Below are 24,448 nucleotides of genomic sequence, written 5' to 3' on the forward strand. Positions count from 1 at the left end.
CCGGCGGCTGCCTGGCCAGGCATTGAAACGCCCCCGCCAAAGGAATTCCACCGTTCATAACTCCTCACCTCCCTTGTAGCAGTCGCTCCAACCTGCAGTCAAAGACTCCTTTTCCAGCAGGCGGTCATACGTCTGCTCGGCCAGCAGCTCCAGATTGGCCCGGATGCTCTCTTGCGTGGCAGTACATAATTTTCGCAGGCACCGGGGGTTACATTTTTCCGCCGATACCCGCGCGTCGCGGGCCAGCGATTGGATGCGGACGTTAATATTTCCACGGTCCATCAGCTTACCGTACCGGGTGCAGAACACCGGGCCGCTCCCGATCCCCCGCTCCCCGGCATAGGCCAGCAGCTCCGCGCGCAGGCAGGGCGGGACACGCAACCGCCGTGGAGCAAACACCCATCCTTCCTGTACGGCCTCCACAGTCACACGGGACAGGGAGCGAAGCGGCAGGTCCATTGTGCCAAACAGCAGCACCAGCAGATAAGTCTGGCGTTTCTTCAGGAGTTTCGCCGCCTGGAGCAACCGGAGATATTCATTCCGGGTCAGCTCCGGCGAAGACACTTCCCCGTTTATAGGGATCTGACCCGCCTGGAGATCCCGCCGTCCGGCAAACTCCAAAAGACCGTTGACTGTGGCCGTGCAGCTATTTACGGTGCCGGGGGAATAGCCCTGCTCCAACAGTTCCGACTGCCAGCTGGAGAGAAAGGCGGGGTCCAGATTGCTGTCCTCCGGCAGGTATTTCCGCAGCTTGGAGAGGTTGCGGCGGTAGGTGCTGATTGTCCCCTTTGTCCGCCCATGCTCCCGCAGGTTTTCCAGAAAACGCAGTTCCAGCTCGTCTGTCAGGCGCAGTCCCGGCCTGCTGAGGCGTTCCGTATTCTCGGAAAGGCTCGGCCTTTCCTGGCTCTTTTCCAATGGCACATCTATCACCTCGCAGCGTCAGAATTAACATTCCGCACAGATAGCACAAACGCCGGGATATACCCGGCGAAAACTGAATTAACATTCTGACCACAGTTTTAGCGCACAAGTGCCCAGCAGAAGGACCAAGCACAAAAAATAAAGCCCCCTGCTCCCAATAAAAGGAGAGCAGGAGGCGCACAAAACCAAGCCGCAAAAAATCTCCTTTTGCGGCTTGCTTTTCCATGCCCGGAAGTTAGGAAGTTCCTTGCTTTTCGAGAATAGAAATGGTATAATTTCTTTATGTATATAGTCCCGCAGGTAGAAAAACCGTTTTGTTTGGGGCGGAATGTTAACTCCGCCTATGACACCAGCCCCAGACGGTCGAGCTGCCGCTGGTGCTCTGCCCCGGAGGTTAGGAGATAGATGCGGGTTGTTTCGATGGAACTATGCCCCAGTACGTCCGCCAGTTTTGCGATATCCCGGTAGGCCCGGTAGTAGGCCGTGGCAAAACAATGGCGCAGGTTGTGAGGGAACACCTTGGAGGGTTCCACGCCCGCATGGACGCACAGCCGCTTCATTTCTGCCCATATCTGCCGCCTTGAAAGGCTTTTGCCGTTTCCTGTGAGAAAGATCTCGCCGGAAACGGTTTTATTTTTCTTGGCGTACTTCAAGAGTTTCCGGGCCAGCTTGGTGGGAATAAGAATGGTACGGACTTTCCCTTTCAGAGAAATTTCCGCCCGGCCCCGCTGAACGGCTTCCACGGTGAGATAGCGGATCTCGCTTACCCGGACGCCGGTGGAGCAAATGGCTTCCATCACCAGCGCCAGCCGGTCCCTGCCCAATTCCCGCGCTGCGGCGATCAGCCGGTCATAGTCCGGGCGGGTCAGTTCACGGGCCGGGTCCCGAAACAGCCGCCGCTGCACCCTGACAAACCGCGTCCGGCAGTCCTCCCAGCCAAGAAAACGGAACAGGCCGTTGAGGGCGGACAAGGCCGCGTTTACTGTGGAAGGCGCCCGGTGCTCGGCCAGCAGCCGCTCCTTCCAGCTAGTCACAGCCTCTTTGGTCACGGCGGCTCCATTCAGCCAGCAGACAAAAGCCTGCACATCCCGCAGATACTTCTCCCGGGTGCCAGCGGCCCGCTCTTCTATGCGCAGATAAGTGTCATAAGCGGTGATCTGTTCTGTACTCAAAATTCGGATATTCATATTAAAATCCCTCCATTCAGATAGTGTGTTCAGTTTACCTGATTGCCGCGGAGGTATCTTTACAATTCCCGAATCTTTCTTAAACACCAATTCACTTTTCTTCTGGAACAAAAATGGTTTGACTGAGTGCAGGTTTTTTTGAAAAGAGACAAGCAAGATGGCCTCCGGTTTAAGGAGGCCATCTTGCTTGTCTCTTAGGTAGGTGTTCTGAATTTGACAACCGGCCAGGTTCATCTAATTGCTCTGGTTCGCCATCTCCTGTGTCCCGGCCCAAGCTGTCTCTATCTTCTTTTGATGAGCAGGATAGCCGTTGCGCTGGTCAAAGCGGTATGCGATGTCCGGTGCCTGCTGGTGGAACCAGTCCGCCAGCTCTGTGGGGTCGTACGCCCCATCCGACCGGTAGAGCGGGAACTGCTCGGATAGGACAAGTCAGACCGTTTCCTGTGCCCCGGCGACTTGGGTGAGCAGGAGCCAGGCATCACAAAAGTAGCCCATCCTGGTATCCTGCGACCAGCTTTGGGGATACTCTCAAGCGTCTTTTCCAGCGTCCGGAGCTTGCGGGGCAGGCCGAACAGAGCATAATAGGGCAGCAGGTCCTCCTCCGTTCCACATTCATTCCTCTTCATTGGAGCGCTCGAACGCCTCCCGGCTAGCCCGGATTCTGACCGGGCCGTGGGGTATGGCATCATAAGCTTTTGGTTTTAGTAATTCCCAGCCTTTGTGGTATTTAAGTTGAATGATATTTATTAAGACCAATCTGCCGATGAAGCCTGGTCAACCATTCCAGCAGGAAGGGAATGCTTTTTCCGTTGGCACCAATTCCCGGCTTGGAAAGTGCGGCAACGATCCGCTGGATATGTACCATCTCCTGCGGAGAAAAATTCGCAAAGTTCGGTGGCGACGGAACATCAATAGAAAGAAAATCAAATTGTGAAATGGTAGTTAAAAAGGTATATGTGCTGTAGGAAAATAGGCAAGAAAGAAGTGTGAGCGGAACGGACTGCGAGGGTTTAATACTGTAAAAGTGGTGAACAAACAAAAGGCAGCAACTCCCGGCCTCCAGGGAATAGGCATCCCCATTGACTATGAGGCACCCGCCTCCATGGTCTACCAAAATAAACTGACAGCCTTCCTGATAATGATAGCCAGTGGCATTGTATACAACCTGGCGGCGCATTTGAACATTGCCGGGAAGCATGTCCTGATGCAGCCAATTCCGGCTCAAGCCACTGTGATTGTATATATTCCCGCCTTCCAGAATCATGCGTAATCCCTCTTCTTTCTCTCCCGATATTGCGCAGGAGTCTCACCACACTCCAACTTAAATAAGCGAATGAATGTATGCACAGAGTTGAATCCGGATTCCATAGCAACATCACATATCGGCAAGTCGCTGGAAGCTAGTAGCCCCGTTGCAAACTGCAGACGAATACGGTTGACATATTTATGGAATGTAATATCCGGGCCATATTTTTCGCTCAATAGGCGGTTGATGATACTCTTGGTCAGGAATAATTTCTGCGCACAGGCATCACATGTGACCGAAGATCGAAAATTCTCCATCACATAGACTTGGATCTCTGAGAGCTGGTCATTGATCAGCCCCTGGGCCTGGGTTCTATTCAGCAGCATTTTTTCACGGTACTGCTGCGGAGTTGCTCCCCGCAACCTCAAAAAGTCCCGATATAGTGCACTTTCACTCTTGAACCCTGCAAATTTTGCCATCATGGTTCCAGTAACATTGCTGCGCAGCAGGCAAGCGCATGCATTGCATACCTGTGCATGACGCAGCACAGCGTTAAACCCCTCCAGACAAACCCGGCGCAATTCTCGGTTCAGCTGGAGTGTGGAAATGTGAAAAGACTCTGCCACAGAGGCAGGCGTCAGTGCCTTCAGGCTGTGCTGCCCTATATAAAGGAAAATCTGACCACACAGGGGCATTGGGAAAAGCGGAGCCACGGAGACAGCAGTTCCATACAGAAGCCGCAGCTGATCTGAGATGCATAGCCGGATCAGCCGACTGTCCTCGTCTGCGCACTGGGCTTCCTCTCGATAGAGGCTTAAAAGTTGCTCGACTAGCTCACGATCCACCTGACAGGCAGGCAGAACCACTGTAGATTCCCCAAAAGCCAAATCATCTTCGGCAAAGCTTGTGACAAAGTAGGCCATCTCCGGGTAGGGATAGATGAGCACTTCCATGCACAGAGGCTCCTCTGAAGACGCTTCAAACCGGAACACATGAAATTGGTGCATACTGCAAAAACAGCCTTGGCTTAATGGGTATAAGGTCTGGTTCACTCGTAGAAAGCCTGAACCAGAGCGAACGTAGAACATCACACACTCGTCTTCCCAAAAGAACGGTGTTATTTCTGAGACGGTATAGGTCTGAACCACACCGTACCAAGAGGCGTGGGCTGTAAAATACCGCTGCGGCTTCTCCAGCATTCTCACGATCTGTTCCATCGGCATCCTCCGTTCTTCCTTTTTGAGAAGATTATACAGCTTACCTACTCCGAGCTCAATACATATATTCTTTTTGTAAAAAAGCGGGAGCATTTCGGATTTTTTTGCACACAGACCTTGAAGTATATTTTGGAAATACGCCAGGAAGAACAGAGCAAATCTACAAGAACCGTTCCGATTCTCCTGTGAGGAATCTGTTTTTTTAAAAGGATCGCTGCAAGTAACTTGTGATTTCTTTCAAATCTTTGCAGCCTCTTTTGCTGTTATAATAAATATACAGACAAGATAAAATTTGAGTTCACTTATGATAATTGCACAGAATATATCCCTTTGTCTCCCACAGAGCAGAGACGGTAGACAGAGCGGATCTAGTATGCGCAATTGTCAGGAACAGCTGTTGAGGAGGCAGAAAAATGTCATTCGAGAAACTATTTTCTCCCATCAAGATCCGGGAGTTGGAGCTGCGCAACCGGGTGGTGATGTCCGCCATGGGCACCCATGAGAGTGCGGCCAGCGAAGACGGGCGCATGGTGACAGACAAACTGATTGCCTACCATGTGGCCCGAGCCAAGGGCGGCTGTGGGCTGAATACCATTGAGGTTTGCTCTGTGGATGCCGCAAGCGCCCCTACTGGCTTCCTCTCCATCGCCGATGATCGATATATTCCCGGAATGAAAAAGCTGTGCAGCGCAGTTCACGCTGCTGGCGGTCGTGTCGCTGTTCAGCTGTGGCAAGGCGGCCTCGCCGTAGCAAGCGACCCACAGGCGCAGATTTTGCTTCCCTCAGATATGCCGCTCTCTCCGGAATATACAGTTCCCGGCATTACAGAGGAGCGCATTCAATCCGTTATTGAAGCGTTCGGCCAAGCGGCCCGCCGCGTCGTAGAAGCCGGGATCGACGTCATTGAGTTCCATTGTGCACACAACTATCTGCCGCATTCTTTCCTTTCTGGCGGGATCAACCGGCGCACAGACGGATGGGGTGGCAGCTTTGAAAACCGCAAAAAGTTTCCTTTGGCCTGTATTCAGGCGATTCGGGCCAATATGCCGGAGGGGATGCCCCTGTTCATGCGGATAGACTGCCAGGATGATATGCTGGAAGGCGGCCTGACCATTGAAGAGGTCATTGATTTCTGCAAGTGCGCCGGAGACGCTGGTGTGGATGTGCTGAATATCTCCCGGGGCAACATTCTGACTGCAGCTACCGTATATGAAGTTGCACCTGTGGACATTCCCCACGGCTTCAACGTGGAGCCTGCCGCACGTATCCGCCGGGAGACCGGTCTGCTGACGATGCCCTGCGGGAGGATTAACACGCCGGAGATGGCCGAGGATATCCTGATGCAGGACAAGGCGGACCTTGTGGTCATGGCCCGCGCCCAGTTGGCGGATCCCGAATTCTGCAACAAGGCTAAGGCCGGAAAGCTGAACTCTATCAAATACTGCATCGGCTGCGACCAGGGCTGCTATGACTATTTCTGCCGCTGCCTGGAAGATCCCTCGCTGGAACACATTACCTGCCTGCGCAATCCCGCTGTTCTGGAGGAAGAGACCATGGCTCTGCGTCCGGCCCCTCAGGCCAAGAAAGTCCTAATCGCCGGAGGCGGCATCGCGGGGATTGAGGCTGCAGATGCCCTATACAAGCGCGGACATCATCCAATCCTCTGCGAAGCCGGAGACACTCTGGGCGGACAATTTGTGCTGGCCGGTGCCGCGCCCCGGAAAGGCGATTTCCAACGGGCGGCGTACATGGCGGCAGAAAACATCCGTGACTTGGGCGTGGAGATCCGAACCAACACGCCGGTGACACCCGCACTCATTGCGGCAGAAAAACCGGACGCCGTCATCATTGCCATCGGCTCCAAGCCGATTATCCCCAATATCCCGGGTGCTGACAGCGGTTGTGTCGTGGAGTCTCATAAACTTCTGGCCCAGAAAGATGTGTCCGCGGGCAAGGCCGTGGTGATCGGCGGCGGACTGGTTGGCATGGAAGTGGCTGAATTTCTGGCTGGGAAGGGTTCCAGCGTGACGGTCGTAGAGATGAAAGACTCAGTTTTGGGTGAGCTGGGACAATTGCGGAAAATCGGCACACATATGGCAATGGCGCAGGAAGATATCCAGGTCCTGGTAAATACCACCTGCAAAGAAATCCGGGCGGACGAAGTTATCGTGGAGCAGGATGGGAAGGAACGGATGCTTGCGGCAGATCTTGTGGTCATGGCGATTGGGTCCAAGCCGGTTCCCTCTCAGGATCTACAGGATACCTGCGCTGAAGCAGGGATTCCCTGCTATGTGGTGGGCGACGCACTGGCGGCGCCGCGGCTGGCTCTAAACGCTATCCATGAAGCCTATCGGGCCGCCCTCTCTATTTGATTTGTTTTCCCCTTCGCATTCTGAAGGTGCGAAGTGATAAAAATGAAGGAGGTCTCATCAATATGGGAATTTACGCAATCACCGGAGCATCATCCGGCATCGGCGCGGCAATCGGCAGACAGCTGAAGGCTCAGGGACACTATGTCATCAACATTTCCAGAAGGGCCGCTGCTGAAGACGCTGCGGACGTCAACATCTCCGCAGATCTGGCGATGAAAGCAGAGCGGGGACGGGTACTGGAGGCGCTGTATGCTGCGGCGCCAGATGGACTGGATGGCTTCGTGTCCTGCTCCGGCGTTGGCCCCACCCAGCCTGCGGATGTCATCGTCAGCATTAACTATTTTGCTGCCAGAGAAATGACAGAAGGCGCCTATCCGCTGGTGGAGAAAAAGAAGGACGTCATCTTGGTGGTGTCCTCAAACTCCGCCACGCTGCCCCAGCTGAACACCGAACTGGTGGACATCATGTTGAACCAAAACGATGAGGACGCAGCGGTTGCCTATGGTAAAACACTGGAGGGACCTGCCAAATATCAGGCGTATCAGGCATCCAAGAATGCTATCGCCCGCTGGGTACGCCGCTGGTCCGGTTCTTGGGCAGCTCGCGGCGTCCGCATGAACACCATCGCTCCCGGCGCTACGCAGACTGAGCTGATGGATCAGGGTGTGGCTGACCCGGATTTCTCTGCCAACATGATTAACTACCCTATCCCCATGCTGTATAACACCGGCAAGTTCCTGCCTGCTGATGATATTGCCAAGGTTGCTCTGTTTCTGCTGAGTCCAGAGTCTGTGGCGATATGCGGTGCTATCATTTTTGCCGACGGCGGAACGGACGGCTTCCTGCGCACCGAGGGATTGTGATAAAAATTGAAGGAGGAATCCAACTATGAATCCACTGACCAATTATGCGGAAGTCTTCAATAAAAACGACTCCAAACTGTTTGCTGAACTGTTCGCTGACGATTGCATCTTCTATGACACCGCTCCTACCTGTGCAGGCATGGACCCTATGTTTGTCAGAGGAAAAGAGGGCGTGGACATGATTTTCAATATGTATTTCCACTCAATGCCCATGAGTGCCAAGCCGGTCTCGCTCAACGGCAATGTTCTGGATTACATCATCTGCTACCCCGGTATTGAGATACCCTGCCGCGGCGAGCTGCTGGAAGAAAAAGATGGCAAAATTGCCCGGTACCATGTGTGTTATCGCGCAGAGTAAACATGACAATATCCTCCTTTCAAAAATTGAAAGGAGGATATTGTCAAAAAGGGCAGTAAGTAAGGTAAGGAGGCTGAACAAGCATGTTAAGTAAAAAAATCATATTTCTTACTGGTGCCACTGGCACCATGGGAGAGGAGGGCCTCAAGCAGATCCTATCCCGGTCCGACCGCTTCAACCTTCGCGTTTTGGTCCGGCCTTCCGCTAAGAACAAAGCATTTATGTCCCGCTATGAACATGACGCTGCGTTGGAGATTGTCTGGGGGGACCTCTGCTGCTACGACGATATCCTGCGCTGTGTGACAGGCGCGGATTATGTGTTGCATGTGGGGGCGTTCGTTTCTCCCGAAGCCGATAAACTGCCGCAGCGCAGTCTTGAGGTCAACCTTGGATCGACTATGAATATCATCCGGGCGATCAAGGCACAACCAGATCCGGATGCGATCAAACTGGTCTATATCGGAACAGTGGCAGAGACCGGCTGCCGTCTGCCCCCTATCCACTGGGGGCGTTGCGGAGATCCCATCAAGGGATCTGCATTTGACTATTACGCAGTCTCTAAAATCGCCGCCGAGAGAGCGGTCATTGAGTCCGGGCTCAAGCATTGGGTGAGTCTGCGTCAAACAGGAATTATGCCCTCCAAGGAGTCGGCAGCCCGGGAACCGATCATTTTCCATCAGCCGCCGCAGAATCTTTTGGAATGGGTGACTTCCATCGAGTCTGGGCTCCTCCTGGCAAACGTATGTGAGGATTGGGTCCCGGAGAAGTTCTGGCGGGGCATTTACAACATTGGCGGCGGCGAGAGCTTTCGGCTGAACTATATACAATACTTTGATGATATGCTGAAACCCTTTGGCTTTGGATTCAAGGATGTATTTGAGCCCCGATGGTTTGCCCGATTCAATTTCCATGGCCAGTGGTATACGGACTCAGACGCACTCAATGATATCCTGAGGTTCCGTGTGATGACCTATCAGCAGTATATCGCTGGCGCGTGGCAGGCCATGGAGACGATGATTGCAAACGGGGATGCTGCGGCCCTGCCTACAAAGGAGCGGATGAAGGCCATGCACGAGCAGATTGCCCATCAGGAGATGGGAACGCTGTGGATGCTGGAAGAGGGACACGATGACTGGGTGCGCGCCTTTTTTGGAAGCCGGGCGGCAGCCTTGGCACAGCCAAAAAGCTGGGATGAGGTGGAATTCCCCGAGCCCAGCCGCACACCGGTCTATCTGAACCACGGCTATGATGAGAGCAAGCCACTGGAGCAGCTGGGGCTGAACGACATGAAGGAAGCCGCGGAGTTCCGTGGCGGTGCCTGCCTCGATTATACCGCCGGTGATTTCTACAGGCCCGTGCGCTGGCGTTGCGCGTTCGGACACGAATTTGAGGCCAGTCCGAACCTGATATTAAAGGGAGGGCACTGGTGCCCGGAGTGCGAGCGCAATGCTTGGAATTATGGAGCCGTCGCCGCCCGCAGCCCCTTCTTCAACCAAGTGTGGGCTCCGTTGCACGACATCTCTGAATCCTTTTCCATCCCTAAAAAGGTAAACGATCTGGGCTATCAGGGCAAGTAAGGAGGCTTGTTGCCATGAAACGTCTGTTTAAGACATTTAGTATATTCTGTCTGGCCTGTGTGCTGCTGTCCGCCTGTTCCCAGCAGCCCCCCGACACAGCTCCTGTGCAGGAGCCCGTTCAGGATGGGGCTGTGGAAGAGGCGCCGGTATACGTCTATCTCACCCGTCACGGGCAGACTTTGACGAATCAGACCGGCCGCTTTGTCAGCGGCCGCGGCAACACGCCGCTTACAGAGGAAGGTCGCAAGGTAGCATATGCCGTGGGCCTGGGGCTCTCCGGCGTCAAGTTTGAAGCCGCCTATGCCAGTACGCTGGGCCGCACCCAGGAAACTGCGCGCATCATCCTCTCCCAGAGTCAGACATCCAGAGATCTGGAGATCATACCTGTCGAAGACCTGAAAGAGGTCGATGGCGGCTCCTATGAGCCGATGAGTTATGCCGAACTGATGACGGACGAGGGTATGCAGTTCAGCGGTGTGACAACTGAGGAATTCACAAACCAGTTCCATGAAAAGGATCCGGAGGGACTGGCCGAGAGTTATGAGCAGATGAAAGACCGGGCCTTTGAAAGTTTCCAGAGGATCTGTGAGGAAAGGGCCCAAAACGGCGGCGGAAATATCTTGATGGTGGCCCACGGTGGAATCAACAGCATGATCGCAGCAGAGATTATGCAGGAGCAGGAACTGGAGCCGCTGGACAACTCCAGTATTGTCCTGATTGAGTACAAAGACCATACATACACCGTTTTGGATTTTAATGATCTGAGCTATGCACAGAAAGCCCAGGAAAAAATGGAATCTCCTGATCCGGTGGAGATTTATCTAACCGTTCATGCCGAAACCGCGGCAGATGCCGCTATGCGTTTGAATGGGCAGCTGGATACTGCACTGACAGAGAACGGTCAGGCACAGGCTGCGGAACTTGGAAAGGCACTGGGGAATCTGGAGTTTGCGGCCGTGTATGCCAGCGATCAATTCAAGGATATCCATACCGCACGGATCATCGTGGAAAACAGCGCGGTAAATCCCGATCTCATGGTCAATCAGAACATGGATCTGCGTGGGGTGGGCTGCGGCTATTTTGACGGAGAATTGCGTGCGGTTGCGGATGCTTTGGCAGGGGAAGAGCCCACTGCCCATGCCCGTCTCGCCGCATATGCAGCCGCAGACAAGACCGGTATGACAGAAAACTATGAAAGCGCCCGCCAGCGTCTCACGGGCGCCCTCCAGACAATCTGTGAGGAAACTTACAGCCACGGCGGCGGCAATGTTCTGGTAGTGTCTTCGGAATTGGCCGTCCAACTGCTTGCAGAAGCCCTCGGTTCCTCTGAGAAAGCGGTCGCTCTGAAAAATGCGGATGTTGTACATATTACATTTGACGGAGATGTATTCACAGTACATCCGCAATAAAATTCATATAGATATACTTCTTTTCCTCCAAATTTCCTGAAAAAGGGGAACGGGCCATCCGCAAGGTTGGCCCGTTCCCCTTTTTGGGCATGGACTGGGTATCGCCGCGTGTCAGTTCGGGCCGCAGAGCCCTCGTATCAATGATGCCGACGTCCAGATGCCTGCCATGGTGGACAGATCATTTCCCTCCGCATCGTACATCACGGTATAGGTGATGTAACTGTCAAAGGTAGGGACGGATAAGGCGAAGTAGAACTCCCATTGCTGCCTGAGCGGGAGAGAGGGGGTGGAGTGGTTGCAAGCATCCGGAACGGAAAAGGGAAAGCAGGCATCTATTCAGGTGCGGACACGGCTGCAGTGTGGACGATTTGCCAGGTACTGAAATCATGCTGCGTAACTTCACCAGAGCAGACAAGGTATATATCTCGCCTGCAGCTATACGGATCTGCGGAAAGGAATCGATGGGGTGGCGGCCATGGTGCAGCAACGGTTTAAACCGGACCCGTTCACCAATACGCTGTTTCTGCTCTGCGGCAGACGGCTGGACTGCATCAGGGAGTTCTGCAGGGACCGGGATGGATGCATCCTGCTGTATAAGCTATAAGCGGCTGGAACAGGCGCATACCAACGGCCGCAAAACGAAAAGGAGGTACGGCGGTTGACGCCGCAGCGATACCGCTGGCTGATGGAGGGGTTGAAAATGGAGCGGTCAAAGGTTCGCCGCCCGGGGAGTGGCCTACATATAATTGGGGTAGGAAACGGCTGAAAGCACTGGAGGTTTTGAACGCTTTGGCCCCAATATAGCATAATTCACCCATGAAAAACGGAAGAAATCACGGGACAAGCACCCCTGGAGATGGTAACCATTTCACGGGCGGAATATGAGTGTCTGAAAGCGGAAAGAGACGAGTTGAACCAGAAACTGGACTGGCTTCTGGAACAGGCACATCTGAGCAGGAAGAAACTCTGTGGGGCGTTCTCGGAGCGGCTGGGAGAGGAACTGATGAACCGGTTGAGACGCATGTTTGATGAGACAGAGGCATGGCTGTCCAAGCGGAGAGATAAGCGGACAAAGGCGGCCGCCCATACCCGGCGCTCCTTGAATACCCCCACCCAAACTGAACGGTGACAGATATCTGTTCAGTTTGGGCGGGGGTATTCATAACGGGTAGAGGCCAGCGCACTGCGCAGCATTTCACATTCCCGTTTGCCCATGTCAACACCTTCACGCAAAGGCATCTGGCTGTGGTATTACGGAAAAGGTTACTCTTTCCTCTCTTAGAAATTCTGCGATTGCATTCACGGCTTATCCTTCTTTTCCGTGATTGCCTTCATAACTTCAAAGATCCGGACCGTACTGTGTTGGGCTTCTACAAGGAGGTCGGGCATGATTTTAGCTGTGGGGAATCTTTTGCGAAGCGTGTGGATGATTTTATCATCCACAGCATCTTTGCCGCCTGCTTCGTATTCCTGAAGCAGTTTGCTGAACTGTGGACAAGCATAGGCACAGCGAATGATCCGACAGATCTTACCTTTTCCGTCGCTCAGGAAAGGTTTTTGACCGATATCTCAACAATGGCGGAAGCTCCGGTTTTAGCATGGTCCCTGAGGTAGAGATTCCCATTTTTTCATCTTTGTGTTTATCACCGATTTCTGCTGCCGATTATTAATCATTGCTTCCCATTTTGAACAGCGATAAAATGATTCACCGCTCGGTTTTATCGATTGCTTTGTAAATGTACGCGGTAAAATTGTTTGCTCTAGCTGCAGTTCCGCGACTGATGGCCCTATTCCTTGATTCGGCCTAGCATCTCCTGAGCCGCTTTCTGCCGGTATATTTCGGAGCATATCAAGCAAACTAAGAATTACCACGAAAAAGGAGCGGTAGATATGTTTAAGCATGAAAAGCAGTTATTCCATCCGGTGGCCGTGGAGCGGCCGAATCCCCAGTATGCAGCATTGCTGCAGGAGCAGCTGGGAGGCGGCAACGGTGAGCTGAAAGCGGCTATGCAGTATCTGTCCCAGAGCTTCCGCATCAAGGACCAGAAGATCAAGGACCTGTTTCTGGATATCGCAGCAGAGGAACTGGGACACATGGAAATGGTGGCCCAGACCATTAATCTGCTCAACGGCCACGATGTAGATGCAGATCAGGTCAAGGCGGGCGAGATCCAGAGCCATGTGATCTTGGGCCTGAACCCCGGCTTAATCAATGCCTCCGGCTATTCCTGGACCGGCGATTATGTGACCGTGACCGGCGATCTGTGTGCGGACCTGCTCAGCAACATCGCTTCTGAGCAGCGGGCCAAGGTGGTCTATGAATACCTGTACCGCCAGATCGACGACAAGAAGGTCCGTGAAACCATCGACTTCCTGCTCAACCGGGAGGAGGCTCACAACCAGATGTTCCGGGATGCCTTCAACGAGGTGCAGGACAGTGGCTCCAACCGGGATTTTGGTACGACCAAGGCGGCGAAAATGTATTTCTCCCTCTCCAATCCCGGCCCCAATACCTTTGCTGGAAACGAGGTTTCCGCACCTAAGTTCGATTGATAGAATAAGAGAAACGACCCTACCCAATCTGAACAAGTTTGTAGGACTTATCAGATTAGGTAGGGCTGTTTTATGTGCGAAATCCTTGCAGCACAAGCTTTTTTGAGGAAAGGTATTCGAAAGTAAAATGTGACATAAAAATGGGAACAGTTCAAATTCTGGCTGCAAGCAGTCTGATTTTCTAAGTCTGAACCTCTGTGTCTCACGGCCATCAGCTCCTTACGGAAATCCATCGGCCTTTTGCAAAGTCAAACAAAATCCGCAGTCACTGTGAAAAATGAATCCTGTCTCTGGCTTACGCAACTCATACGCCATTTTGTAATGTAGCCGTAATGAGCTGCGTGCTGTTTTTCGGGAAACTTTGTGCGCGATCACTTTACGGGAAAATAGCTCCAAGATCACGCAGATATAAAGATATCGATTCTCTATACTTAAAACAGGCCACATCACTGGCCCGGATTTGATTGCTTGTCTGCTGAAAATTGCTGACGGAGGGTATTTTCTTCTCCTCCGGTTCTCGCAGTTTCAAACTCTGGATAACCCCATCTCCCGCATCAGGTCAGCGCCAAATTTGGCGCCGACCTGATGCCCGCGCCGTGCGAGAATCATCCAAATCTTTTCAGCGCCAAGTACCTGCCGATATTCAGCAAAGACCTCACAGATCAGAAGGCGGTATTCCTCCCTGCGTTTCTCAAACTGGGCATTCGCTCGTTTGTTGCGAAGAATGTGATTGCAGAGTGTGCCGCGTGGTATCTCCAATGCTTCGCAGAGAGTATGGACATCGTCTTGCCCACAGGCAATGCCCCTCTTTTTCCAGGTCCAACGCCTGGAAGGGCCTCCGCGATTTTGATATTCATAACACAAGGCGTAAAGTGCTATTCCGCCGAGATACCGCCCCTTGACAGAATACTTGTACGTACGGTGCAGAACGCCGATTCCTGATGAAAGGCCCCTCACCCATTCTGCGCGTCGATCTGTTCTTTCAGCTCATTCAGATATACCCACCGCTCCGTCTTTTCCTCCAGAGCGGCCTCCAGCTCCGCCTGACGGGCCTGGAGCTCCTGGAGCTTCACATAGTCGCTGCCGCAGCTCTCCTGCTCCGTCTGGCAGGCGGTGATCTGAGCCTCCAGCTCCGCCAGGTCCGCGTCGATGGTCTCAAATTCCCGCTGCTCCTTGAAGGTGAATTTCAGTTTCCGTTCCCGGGGACGCTCTGCCGCGGGCTTGGGCTTTTCCGCCTTGGGAGAGGGGGCCTCTTCCGCCCGGCGCTTGGCCTGCCAGTCCGTCCAGTTGCCGGTGAACCGGTGGATCTCCCCGTCTCCCCGGACCTCGAAAATGGACTCCGCCAGCTTGTCCAGGAAGAACCGGTCATGGGATACCGCCAGAATGGGGCCGGGGAAGCCCAGGAGATAATCCTCCAAAATGGAGAGGGTGGTCACGTCCAGGTCGTTGGTGGGCTCGTCCAACAGCAGCACGTTGGGGGCTTCCATCAGCACGGACAGCAGATACAGCCGCCGCCGCTCCCCGCCGGAGAGCCGCCCGATGGGCACAGACTGAAGATCACCGGGGAAGAGGAACCGCTCCATCATCTGGTTGGCGGAGAAGGTGCCCTCATCGGTCCTGACCTCATCGGCGATGTCGTGGATAAAGTCGTAGACCCGCTGGTTCAGGTCCAGCTCTCGTCCCTCCTGGGAGAAGTGGCCGATCTTCACGGTGGCGCCCACCTCCACCGTGCCGCTGTCCGGTGCCAGTTCGCCTGCCATCAGGTGGAGCAGGGTGGACTTCCCGGCGCCGTTGCGGCCCACGATGCCGATGCGGTCACCGCGCAGCAGGTTGTAGGAGAAGCGGCTGACGATGGGACGGCCGTCAAAGGCCTTGGACACATCCCGCAGCTCGATGATCTTCTTCCCCAGGCGGCTGGAGGCCGCCGCCATCTGCACGGCCTCGTCCGTTTCCGGTGCCTCCTGGTTCAGCAGGGCCTCGTACCGCTGGATCCGCTCTTTGGACTTGGTGGTCCGGGCCTTGCAGCCCCGCATGATCCACTCCCGCTCCACCCGGAGGATAGACTGGCGCTTGCGCTCACTGGCCTCCACCATCTCTGCCCGCTGCTCCCGCAGCTCCAGGTACTTGGAGTAGTTGGCCTCATAGTGGTACAGCTTCCCCTGGGAGAGCTCCGTGATGTGGTTCACCACCCGCTCCAGGAAGTACCGGTCATGGGTCACCATGACCAGGCCGCCCTTGAACCGGCGGAGCCAGTCCTCCAGCCAGGCTACCATCTCGCTGTCCAAGTGGTTGGTGGGCTCGTCCAGAATCAGCACGTCCGCCGGGTGGATCAGGGCCGCCGCCAGGGCCACCCGCTTCCGCTGGCCGCCGGAGAGCGTCCCCACCTTCTGGGCAAAGTCTGTGATCCCCAGCCGGTTCAGCATGGCCTTGGCCTCATACTCATTCAGCTCCCGGAACTCGGCGGGGAAGTGGAGGAAGACCTGCTCCAGCACCGTGGCGGATTCCTCCATTGCCGGGTTCTGAGGCAGCAGACTGACCTGGACGTTGGGGTTCCGGGAGATGGTGCCGCCGTCCGGCTCCGTGACGCCGGAGAGAACCTTCAAAAAGGTGGACTTGCCGGTGCCGTTGATGCCGATAACGCCCACCTTGTCCCCCTCGTTGAGATAGAAATTCACATCATCCAGCAGCTGGCGGCTGCCGAAGTTGATGGAGAGATGTTCTGCGGATAAGAGCATGGGAGTTCCTCCTGAAAAAAACTGCTCCTATTGTACCATGAAGGATGGCGTTTTACCAGAGCCAAAACCCTTGCAAACAGAGTGGCGTCAGAGTACAATAACAGAGAAATGAGGTTTTGCCATGCAGGAGTTCCGGCCTTTTGAGCCCTGTCGTTCCTTCTGTTCTGCCTGCACCGGGGGCGGGGGGCCTACCTGCTGGGCGGTGGATACGTGCTGTTCGACCTCCTCGCCATCGCGGCGGAGCTGCTTTTCTGGCATCGGCTGCTGGTGGCCATGTTCGACACGGCGGCCTGGTACTGGAGCGGTCTGTGGGGTGTGTTCTCCGCCTTGGACGCCGCCTGTCTGCCGCTTGGGATTTTTCTGCTGCGCCGAAGGAGAGGTGTCTGATGGAGACGATTTCATATACCCTGCCGCCGGAACAGGACGGCGCCACGGTCCGGCATATCCTGAAGGCTGCGCTCCATGTCTCCTCCCACGCCATATCCCGGCTGACCCGGACGGAGAACGGCATCCGGGTTAACGGCATCCATGCCCGTACAGTGGATATCCTTCACACCGGTGACGTGCTGGAGGTGGAGACTAGCGACCACCGTCCGCCCCGGGTGCGCCCCACGCCGGGGCCCTGGCCCCTGCCCATCGTCTGGGAGGATGGCCATCTGCTGGTGGTGAACAAGCCTGCCGGTATGACGGCCCACGCCTCCAATTTCCTGCCGGACACGCCCACCGTGGCCGGAGCCCTGGCCTGGCAGCGGGGCGCGGACTTCGTGTTCCACCCGGTGAACCGGCTGGACAAGGGCACCACCGGACTGATGGTGGTAGCCAAGAGCGGCTACATCCACGACCGGCTCCGGTACGCGCTCCACACGGAGAGGTTTTGCCGGGAGTACCGGGCGGTGTGCATCGGCTGTCCGGATCCGAAATCCGGCACCATCGACGCCCCCATCGGCCGGGACCCGAATTCTGTGGTGGGCCGGTGCGTCCGGCCTGACGGTGCCCGGGCCGTCACCCATTATGAGGTGCTGGGGAGGTCGAACGGCCTGTCCCTCCTGCGGCTGCGGCCGGAGACAGGGCGGACCCATCAGCTCCGGGTGCACATGGCCTCCATCGGCTGCCCCCTGGCAGGGGACTGGCTGTACGGGGAAGAGGACCCGGACCTGATCCCTCGGCCGGCCCTCCACGCCTACGCTCTGGATCTGGACCATCCGGTGACGGGAGAGCATCTGTCCCTGACGGCGCCCATCCCGGCGGACATGGCCCGGCTGGCGCCGGAGCTTTTGACGGAAACAGAGTGCGCAAGTGAAGAAATTTGACCATAAAATGGAAGGGGATATCTTATGTTAACTTGGAACGTCACCTATCACTGCAAGTCCGGCCAAAGGGAGGCCTTTTATCAGGCCCTCTGTGATTTGGGCATCCGGGCCAACTCCCTGAAAGAGGAGGGGAACCTGAAGTACGACTACTTCCTGGCGGCGGAGGCACCGGACGACCTGCTGCTGGTGGAGAGCTGGACCACGCCGGAGCTCCAGCAGGCCCACTGCCAGACGGAGATCTTCGGCCGTCTTCAGGAGCTGAAAGCCCAGTACTGCGACAGCGTCCAAATCGACAAGTTCAACGATTAAACGGCCTGGGAGCGGATGAAGAGTTTGAAAAAGCACGTCTTTGATCTTCTCTGGGCCTGCGGTGGACTACTTTGGCTCTATCTGGCGGTAAAAGATGTCATTTATACCATTACTGCCAATTCCCGGACTGGTTGGCCGCTGGAGTTTGCACTCGCCGTTAACGGAGCAATTTGGCTCGGAATTTTGGCAGCTATGATTCTCCTGTACCGAGTCATCCGGAAGAGTATCTGGAAGTAATTGAAAAATTATTACACCGGGCGGCCCGAAAGCGGGCCGCCCGGTGTCTGTTTTAGCTTATTTCAGGTGCGTCCAGCAGCTCCTGTAGCTCCAGGAAAAACCGGGACAGATGGAATCCGTCCGCCACGGCGTGGTGGATATTCAGGGAGACGGGCAGGATCGTCCGGTCTCCCTCCCGTTCATATTTTCCCCAGGTGACCACCGGGGCCAGATAGGTGCCGCTGTCGAAGATGTGCATGTCGAAGCTGCGGTACCGGACCCAGGGCAGGCACGACACATCAAAGGTGTTGGGCGGCACGTCCGTCAGGTCGAAGTGGTCCAGGGCGGCGTACCGTGTCCGATCCTCCAGAAAGCGGCGGTGGAAGGTCTCCAGGTCCGAAGAGAAGGGCGTCACCAGCTTCGCAAAGGTCTCCCTGTCCGGGTGGAAGTGGGCGTAGTAGGGCTCGATCCGGTCCCAGAGGACCAGTCGCCCCTGATCGTCCCAGCCGTACCGGAACTCCGCGTGGGCGTTGAGCACGTTGGACACCGCCCAGATCATGGCGGGGTAGAAGCGGAAGCCACTGGCCGAAAGCTGCTTCAGGAATCGGGAGATCTCCAGATCCACCGTCAGGCTCATGACACAGCGCAGGTCGTCGATAAAATGACGGAATACAGGGCCTCGTTCCCAGGTATCCAGTTCCACCACAGTGTGGGACGGGCAGAAATTGTCGTTCATATAAGCCTCCTAAAATAATTGGTTGATTTTAGGAGGCGGTGTCAAGTCCGCGCTTCACAGAGTACCCTCCTCTCCGAGATTCTGCCTTCATTTTATCCGGCCCGGGGGAGAAAGTCAACGGCGGCACCCCCTTGACAATTCCGGCTGGCCGCCCTATTCTGAAAAGACAACATTCGACAGGAGGGACTGCCATGGAGACAGGCCTTTGGAAGCAATTTGACCGGATCGTGGTATTCGACACGGAGACCACCGGCATCGAATTCGGGCGGGACGAGATCATCGAGCTGGGGGCCGCCGCCTTTTCCGCGGAGGGAGAGACGGACTGCATGGACCTGCTGCTCCGCCTCTCCCCGGGGCGGACGCTGCCGCCCTTTATCACCCAGCTCACCGGCATCACGGAAGAGCAGCTGGAACAGGAGGGCGTGGAGAAGGCCGACGCCTGTGAGGCGTTCTGCAACCTGTTGGGCGGGGGAGAGCGGACGCTGCTGGCGGCCTACAACGCCCAGTTCGATCTGAACTTCCTCTATCATTTCCTGCGGCCCTTCGGGCGGGCGGATGTCCTGCGGGCACCCCGGTTTCTGGATGTCCTCACGGTGTACCGGGACCGGCGGGATTACCCTCACAAGCTCAACGATGCCATCACAGCCTACGGATTGGAGGATCAGGCGGTGAACAGCCACCGGGCGGTGGATGACGCCCGGGCCGCAGCGGTGCTGCTGGAGGCCATGGCGGCGGAGCGGGACGATTTGGATCGGTATGTGGATCTATTCGGCTACTCCCCCAAGTACGGTGTCTCCGGACGGCGGATCGCTTCGGTGGAGTACCGGCCTCAGCCCTATCAGCGGGTCCGACCTCTGTATGAAGTGACGGAAACACTGTGAAATATTTGTGAATTTTCGCAATTCCCTCTTGCAATATGACAACTTGTCAGCTATGATAAGCGACAGGTTGTCATGTTTCTTTTTTCCATTCGCCGGAAACCCCTTGACCTTCCCCCGGGAGGAAGGTATAAAATCAGGGGCGGCGCTGAAGAAAACGGACCTTCTATTTCGTATAAGAGAGGATGAAACAGCGTGCCGAGTAGCACTTTTTTGAATCTGCCGGCGGAAAAGCAGGAGAAGTTGTTGGAGGCGGCCACCCGGGAGTTTTCCCACCGGCCTTTCAACGAGGCGTCCATCAACCAGATCATCAAGGAGGCAGGCATCCCCCGGGGCAGCTTTTACATGTACTTTCAGGATAAGGAGGACCTGTTCCGCTATCTGCTGAAGGGATATGTGGATCAGTTGTTCATGCTGCTGGAGGAGTTTCTGCTCCGAAACGGCGGCGACATTTTTCAGGCGCTGTTGGATCTGTATGATTACGTGCAGGCAAAAATCGACAATCAGCACCTGGGAGAGATCGGCGCCATGACCGGAATCATCCGCTGCAACAGCGGGATGCAGAAGAATGGGCTGCTGGAAATGCTGGATGCGGAAACGCTTCTCCAGCGCCTGGGCGGCGCGGTGAATCCGGACCTGCTGGACCTGCGGCAGGACCGGGACCTGGGCGACATCCTGGGCACACTGCTGGTTGTGGCGGCTCCCATGATTTACACCGGCCTGCAGGCCGGTGGCGATCCCGGGACCCGGGATCGCCTGGAAAACATTCTGAACATCTTCAAGCGCGGTATGGGGAAGCGCCCCACCGCGGAAATCGAGAACAAGGAGATTACATAACATGGAAACTGAATGGATGAACGAGACCTCCGCCGAGGCGCCCAGCGTGCCCGCGCCGGAAAAGACGGAGAAAAAGAAATTCTCCCTGAAGGGCTTTGGCGGCAAGAAAAAGAAGCGCTGGCTGAAAATTCTGATTATTTTGGTAGTGGTGATCGCCATTGTGGCGGGCTGCGTGTCCAGACTGACCAAAAACGTCAACACCCAACTCAGCAGCAGCTATCTGGTGTCCACCGTCACCCGGCAGGATCTGACGGTCAGCGTCTCCGGCACCGCCACGCTGCAGCCGGCGGACTCTTACAACGTCACCACCCTGCTCTCCGGCGATATCGTCAGCGCTCCCTTTGAAGAGGGCGACCTTGTGACCAAGGACACCCTGCTCTACACCATGGACAGCAGCGACGCCCAGGATTCCATGGACCGGGCCCAGATCTCCGTGCAGCAGGCCCAGATGTCCTATCAGCAGGCCCAGGAGGCCCTGCACCCCACGGCGCCCATCTCCGGCACGGTGAGCGAGATCTACGTCCACAACGGCGAGAGCGTCACCGCTGGGACGCAGCTGGCGAAGATCGTGGCCAGCACGGAGCTGTCCATCGACTTCCTGTTCCCCTTTGCCTCCCCCAGTGACTTCTATGTGGGGCAGGCCGCCACCGTGTTTGTGGACGGCTACGCCGGCTCTCAGATGGGCACGGTGACCTATGTCTCCAACTCCACCACCATCACCAGCAACGGCAAGGAGGCCGTCTCCGTCCGGGTGCGGCTGAACAATCCCGGTACGGTGTCCGACGCCGTCACTGCCTCCGCCATCATCGGCAGCTATTCCAGCTACGGCCAGGCTCCGGTGTCCATGCCCGCCTCTTCTGTGGTGTATGCCTCCGGTTCCGGCACGGTGAACGATTTCTCCAAGCTGGCCGGCAGCACGGTGACCAAGGGCGAGGTGCTGTGCACTGTGGAGTCCGAGACCATCCGGGACCAGATCGAGAGCGCACGGCTGAACCTCCAGTCCGCCCAGCTCTCTGCCAGCACTGCCTCCGGCGCAGTGGATGACTACAACATCAAATCTCCCATTGCCGGCACCGTGATTGAGAAGAACTTCAAGGCCGGCGACAAGGTGGACGGCGCTTCCTCCGGCACGCTGGCGGTGATTTACGACCTGAGCTATCTGGAGCTGGAGATGGCAGTGGATGAACTGGACATCGGCAAGGTAGAAGTGGGGCAGGAGGTGCGGATCACCGCCGACGCTCTGGAGGGCCAGACGTTCTCCGGCGTGGTGGATAAGGTCAGCATCAACGGCACTACCGCCAACGGTGCCACCAGCTATCCCGTCACCATCATCATTGAGGACTACGGCGATCTGCGGCCGGGCATGAATGTCTCCGCTCAGATCATCGGCGAAGTGGTCCCCAACGCCCTGTGCATCCCCGTGGATGCGGTGGAACGGGGCAACACGGTGACTGTTCCCGGCCCCGGCGCCCTCAGTGAGGACGGTTTGAGCGTGGTGGACGTCACCAAGCTGGAGACCAAGGAGGTCACCCTGGGTCGGAACGATGACGAGTATATCGAGGTTACCGACGGCCTGGAGGAGGGCGATGTGGTCCTCATCAGCAACCAGGCTTCCAGTTTGATGGACATGATGATGGGAGGCTGATCCCGTGAGCCATCTCATTGAACTGAAAGACATCTACAAGATCTACCACATGGGAGAGGAGACCGTCCACGCCCTGGACGGCATCAACCTGACGGTGGATCAGGGGGAGTTCGTGGCCATCGTAGGCTCCTCCGGTTCCGGCAAGTCCACGGCCATGAACATTATCGGCTGCCTGGACGTTCCCACGTCGGGAACCTACCACTTGGGGGGCATTGATGTGTCCACCATGGAGGACGACCAGCAGGCGGAGATCCGCAACAAAATGCTGGGCTTTATCTTCCAGCAGTATAACCTGATCCCCAAGCTGACGGTGCAGGAAAATGTGGAGCTGCCGCTGCTGTACGCCGGCGTCTCCGCAGAGGAGCGCCGCGAACGGGCCATCCAGTCTCTGGAGCGGGTAGGTCTGGCTGACAAGCGGAAGAACCTGCCCAGCCAGCTCTCTGGCGGCCAGCAGCAGCGGGTCTCCATCGCCCGGGCCCTGGCGGGGAATCCGTCGGTGATCCTGGCCGACGAGCCTACGGGCGCCCTGGACTCCCGCACGGGTCGGGAGGTGCTGCGGTTCCTGCAGAAGCTAAACCAGGAGGGGGACACCGTGGTCCTCATCACTCACGACAACTCCATCGCTGTTAAGGCCAAGCGCATCGTCCGTCTGCAGGACGGCCGGATCATCTACGACGGGGACGCCAGTGATCCCCAGGCCGTGGTCCAGCCCCAGGAGGACGCGGGAGAGGGGGAGCCGGCATGAATTTCACCCAATCCTTCAAGCTGGCCATCAAATCCCTGCTGCTCAGCAAGATGCGGGCGCTGCTGACCATGCTGGGCATCATCATCGGCGTGGCGGCGGTCATCATCATCACCAGCCTGGGCAACGGCATGCAGAATTACATGAACGCCCAGTTCGAGCAGCTGGGCTCCAACCTGATCCAGGTGATGGTCTACGGCCGCGGCGAGGGCGGCACCCGGGACGTGAGCACGGAAGATATGTACGCGCTTGTGGAGAAGTACCCCCAGTACCTCTCCGGCGTCACGCCCTATGTGTCCGCCACAGCCAAGGTGCGGCAGGGAACGGAGGACTTCGACCGCACCAGCATTTACGGCGTCAGCGAGGCATTTTACCGCGCCGACACCCAGAAGACCATGCAGGGCTCCAGCCTGGAGAATGGCCGCTTCCTCCGCTACATTGACGTGGAGCGCCATCAGAATGTGTGTGTCATCGGTTCCTATCTGGCGGAAAACGCTTTCCGGACGGATCCGCTGGGTCAGACGATTTCCGTCAGCGGCGTGCCCTACATGGTAGTGGGCGTACTGGCGGAGAGCGGCGACAGCACCGAGGGCAGCGTCGATGATGTGATCTACATCCCCTATGCCAATGCCCAGCGGCTGGGGGGCGGATATGGGGACATGTATCTGATGACCAGTACGGACCGGGATACGGCGTCTGCTGCCAAGGGCATCATTGAAAACCGGCTGTTCAAGACCTACCAGTCCTCGGACTACTACATGGTCATGACCTCCGCAGAGATGATGGACGCCATGGACTCCATGCTGAACACCCTGATGATGATCCTGATCCTCATCGCGGCCATCAGCCTGCTGGTGGGCGGCATCGGTATCATGAATATCATGCTGGTGTCCGTCACGGAGCGGACCCGGGAGATCGGCATCCGAAAATCCCTGGGTGCCAAATGCCGGGACATCCGCAGCCAGTTCATCATTGAGGCCGGCACTACCTCCGCCATCGGCGGTGCCATCGGCATCATACTGGGCATCCTCATGGCCAACGTGCTGACCAATGTCATCGCTCTGGTGCTGGGCACCGGCAACGACGGCTTCGTGGCTATGCCCACGGCTGGCGGCATCGGTGTGGCCTTCGGCGTCTCCGTGGCGGTGGGCATCCTGTTCGGCTATCTCCCCGCCAACAAGGCGGCCAAGCTGAACCCCATCGACGCCCTGCGTTACGATTGATTCCAGCCGATGAAAAGAGAGACCGGGAGACCGGTCTCTTTTTTGCGCAGAAAATTTTTCAGAAAATTGTTCTCCCTCCAAACTTTTTCCGCTCCCGGCGCGTCTATACAGCAG

General features: G+C 56.3%; 24 protein-coding genes. 16 read left to right on the forward strand and 8 right to left on the reverse strand.

Translation table 11 applies throughout. The features are described 5' to 3' along the window. Positions 1 to 54: 54 nt before the first annotated feature. The 4 genes from OCV80_RS09815 to OCV80_RS09830 form a co-directional block, all read right to left on the reverse strand. The gene (locus OCV80_RS09815; RefSeq protein ID WP_158629675.1) at positions 55 to 921 is read right to left on the reverse strand and encodes a tyrosine-type recombinase/integrase; all 867 of its coding nucleotides are present in this window, start codon (positions 919 to 921) and stop codon (positions 55 to 57) included. A 341-nt stretch (positions 922 to 1,262) separates the two neighbouring features. Further along, positions 1,263 to 2,108 (reverse strand): tyrosine-type recombinase/integrase, encoded by an 846-nt coding sequence (locus OCV80_RS09820; RefSeq protein WP_119311179.1) that lies wholly within the window; start codon positions 2,106 to 2,108, stop codon positions 1,263 to 1,265. Between the two features lie 727 nt (positions 2,109 to 2,835). Next, the gene (locus OCV80_RS09825; protein ID WP_136890752.1) at positions 2,836 to 3,372 is read right to left on the reverse strand and encodes a hypothetical protein; all 537 of its coding nucleotides are present in this window, start codon (positions 3,370 to 3,372) and stop codon (positions 2,836 to 2,838) included. After that, positions 3,369 to 4,571 carry a helix-turn-helix domain-containing protein gene (locus OCV80_RS09830; protein WP_158629674.1) on the reverse strand — a complete coding sequence of 401 codons (1,203 nt, stop codon included), beginning with the start codon at positions 4,569 to 4,571 and terminating at the stop codon, positions 3,369 to 3,371. Before OCV80_RS09830 ends, OCV80_RS09825 begins: the two co-directional genes overlap by 4 nt. 413 nt (positions 4,572 to 4,984) lie before the next feature. On the opposite strand from OCV80_RS09830, the gene baiCD reads away from it, so the two are divergent. From baiCD to OCV80_RS09870, 8 genes are all read left to right on the forward strand, one after another. Continuing rightward, on the forward strand, positions 4,985 to 6,943 hold the full coding sequence (gene baiCD / locus OCV80_RS09835; protein WP_119311177.1) for a bile acid Fe-S flavoenzyme BaiCD: 1,959 nt from the start codon (positions 4,985 to 4,987) through the stop codon (positions 6,941 to 6,943). A 62-nt stretch (positions 6,944 to 7,005) separates the two neighbouring features. Further along, positions 7,006 to 7,806 (forward strand): SDR family oxidoreductase, encoded by an 801-nt coding sequence (locus OCV80_RS09840; RefSeq protein WP_136890751.1) that lies wholly within the window; start codon positions 7,006 to 7,008, stop codon positions 7,804 to 7,806. A 25-nt stretch (positions 7,807 to 7,831) separates the two neighbouring features. Beyond that, complete coding sequence (locus OCV80_RS09845) at positions 7,832 to 8,164, forward strand: nuclear transport factor 2 family protein (protein WP_025543945.1); 333 nt, start codon at positions 7,832 to 7,834, stop codon at positions 8,162 to 8,164. An 83-nt stretch (positions 8,165 to 8,247) separates the two neighbouring features. Continuing rightward, entirely contained in the window at positions 8,248 to 9,741 is a 1,494-nt protein-coding gene (locus OCV80_RS09850) for an NAD-dependent epimerase/dehydratase family protein (protein WP_119311175.1), read from the forward strand. 14 nt (positions 9,742 to 9,755) lie between these two features. Then, a complete protein-coding gene (locus tag OCV80_RS09855; RefSeq protein WP_119311174.1) occupies positions 9,756 to 11,150 on the forward strand; it encodes a 2-carboxy-D-arabinitol-1-phosphatase in 1,395 nt (464 codons plus the stop codon). Positions 11,151 to 11,568: 418 nt separating this feature from the next. Continuing rightward, positions 11,569 to 11,754, forward strand: a complete 186-nt coding sequence (gene tnpB / locus OCV80_RS09860; protein ID WP_119311173.1) for an IS66 family insertion sequence element accessory protein TnpB — start codon at positions 11,569 to 11,571, stop codon at positions 11,752 to 11,754. A 306-nt stretch (positions 11,755 to 12,060) separates the two neighbouring features. Continuing rightward, a complete protein-coding gene (locus OCV80_RS09865; protein WP_136890750.1) occupies positions 12,061 to 12,279 on the forward strand; it encodes a hypothetical protein in 219 nt (72 codons plus the stop codon). A gap of 761 nt (positions 12,280 to 13,040) precedes the next feature. After that, entirely contained in the window at positions 13,041 to 13,703 is a 663-nt protein-coding gene (locus OCV80_RS09870) for a manganese catalase family protein (RefSeq protein WP_021748435.1), read from the forward strand. A gap of 219 nt (positions 13,704 to 13,922) precedes the next feature. Here OCV80_RS09870 and OCV80_RS16585 read toward each other — a convergent pair whose 3' ends face one another. The 3 genes from OCV80_RS16585 to OCV80_RS09875 form a co-directional block, all read right to left on the reverse strand. Then, entirely contained in the window at positions 13,923 to 14,150 is a 228-nt protein-coding gene (locus OCV80_RS16585) for a DDE-type integrase/transposase/recombinase (protein ID WP_353866958.1), read from the reverse strand. A gap of 78 nt (positions 14,151 to 14,228) precedes the next feature. Beyond that, entirely contained in the window at positions 14,229 to 14,660 is a 432-nt protein-coding gene (locus OCV80_RS16590; RefSeq protein ID WP_119311170.1) for an IS3 family transposase, read from the reverse strand. Continuing rightward, positions 14,657 to 16,438: an ABC-F family ATP-binding cassette domain-containing protein gene (locus tag OCV80_RS09875; RefSeq protein WP_136890749.1), complete on the reverse strand. Its 1,782-nt coding sequence runs from the start codon at positions 16,436 to 16,438 to the stop codon at positions 14,657 to 14,659. The genes OCV80_RS16590 and OCV80_RS09875 overlap by 4 nt, the downstream gene beginning before the upstream one ends. Before the next feature lie 210 nt (positions 16,439 to 16,648). Between OCV80_RS09875 and OCV80_RS09880 the strand changes: the two genes are divergently transcribed. From OCV80_RS09880 to OCV80_RS09890, 3 genes are read left to right on the forward strand one after another with little or no spacing between them, the layout of a single operon-like run. Then, complete coding sequence (locus tag OCV80_RS09880; RefSeq protein ID WP_256264241.1) at positions 16,649 to 16,825, forward strand: hypothetical protein; 177 nt, start codon at positions 16,649 to 16,651, stop codon at positions 16,823 to 16,825. Further along, positions 16,825 to 17,748, forward strand: a complete 924-nt coding sequence (locus tag OCV80_RS09885) for an RluA family pseudouridine synthase (RefSeq protein ID WP_021748441.1) — start codon at positions 16,825 to 16,827, stop codon at positions 17,746 to 17,748. The genes OCV80_RS09880 and OCV80_RS09885 overlap by 1 nt, the downstream gene beginning before the upstream one ends. A 24-nt stretch (positions 17,749 to 17,772) precedes the next feature. Continuing rightward, the gene (locus OCV80_RS09890; protein WP_025543952.1) at positions 17,773 to 18,057 is read left to right on the forward strand and encodes a putative quinol monooxygenase; all 285 of its coding nucleotides are present in this window, start codon (positions 17,773 to 17,775) and stop codon (positions 18,055 to 18,057) included. Positions 18,058 to 18,346: 289 nt separating this feature from the next. On the opposite strand, the gene OCV80_RS09895 is transcribed toward OCV80_RS09890, so the two are convergent. Beyond that, positions 18,347 to 19,009 carry a CatA-like O-acetyltransferase gene (locus OCV80_RS09895; protein ID WP_136890747.1) on the reverse strand — a complete coding sequence of 221 codons (663 nt, stop codon included), beginning with the start codon at positions 19,007 to 19,009 and terminating at the stop codon, positions 18,347 to 18,349. A gap of 191 nt (positions 19,010 to 19,200) precedes the next feature. Here OCV80_RS09895 and OCV80_RS09900 point away from each other — a divergent pair, with 191 nt between their 5' ends. From OCV80_RS09900 to OCV80_RS09920, 5 genes are all read left to right on the forward strand, one after another. Continuing rightward, entirely contained in the window at positions 19,201 to 19,890 is a 690-nt protein-coding gene (locus OCV80_RS09900; protein ID WP_021748444.1) for a 3'-5' exonuclease, read from the forward strand. Between the two features lie 192 nt (positions 19,891 to 20,082). Then, positions 20,083 to 20,724 carry a TetR/AcrR family transcriptional regulator gene (locus tag OCV80_RS09905; protein ID WP_021748445.1) on the forward strand — a complete coding sequence of 214 codons (642 nt, stop codon included), beginning with the start codon at positions 20,083 to 20,085 and terminating at the stop codon, positions 20,722 to 20,724. Between the two features lies 1 nt (position 20,725). After that, positions 20,726 to 22,369, forward strand: a complete 1,644-nt coding sequence (locus OCV80_RS09910) for an efflux RND transporter periplasmic adaptor subunit (protein WP_021748446.1) — start codon at positions 20,726 to 20,728, stop codon at positions 22,367 to 22,369. Between the two features lie 4 nt (positions 22,370 to 22,373). Beyond that, positions 22,374 to 23,114 (forward strand): ABC transporter ATP-binding protein, encoded by a 741-nt coding sequence (locus OCV80_RS09915; RefSeq protein WP_021748447.1) that lies wholly within the window; start codon positions 22,374 to 22,376, stop codon positions 23,112 to 23,114. Further along, complete coding sequence (locus tag OCV80_RS09920; protein WP_025543955.1) at positions 23,111 to 24,334, forward strand: ABC transporter permease; 1,224 nt, start codon at positions 23,111 to 23,113, stop codon at positions 24,332 to 24,334. The genes OCV80_RS09915 and OCV80_RS09920 overlap by 4 nt, the downstream gene beginning before the upstream one ends. Positions 24,335 to 24,448: the final 114 nt, after the last annotated feature.

The organism is Oscillibacter acetigenes (assembly GCF_025567605.1).
GTDB classification, from domain to species: domain Bacteria; phylum Bacillota; class Clostridia; order Oscillospirales; family Oscillospiraceae; genus Oscillibacter; species Oscillibacter welbionis.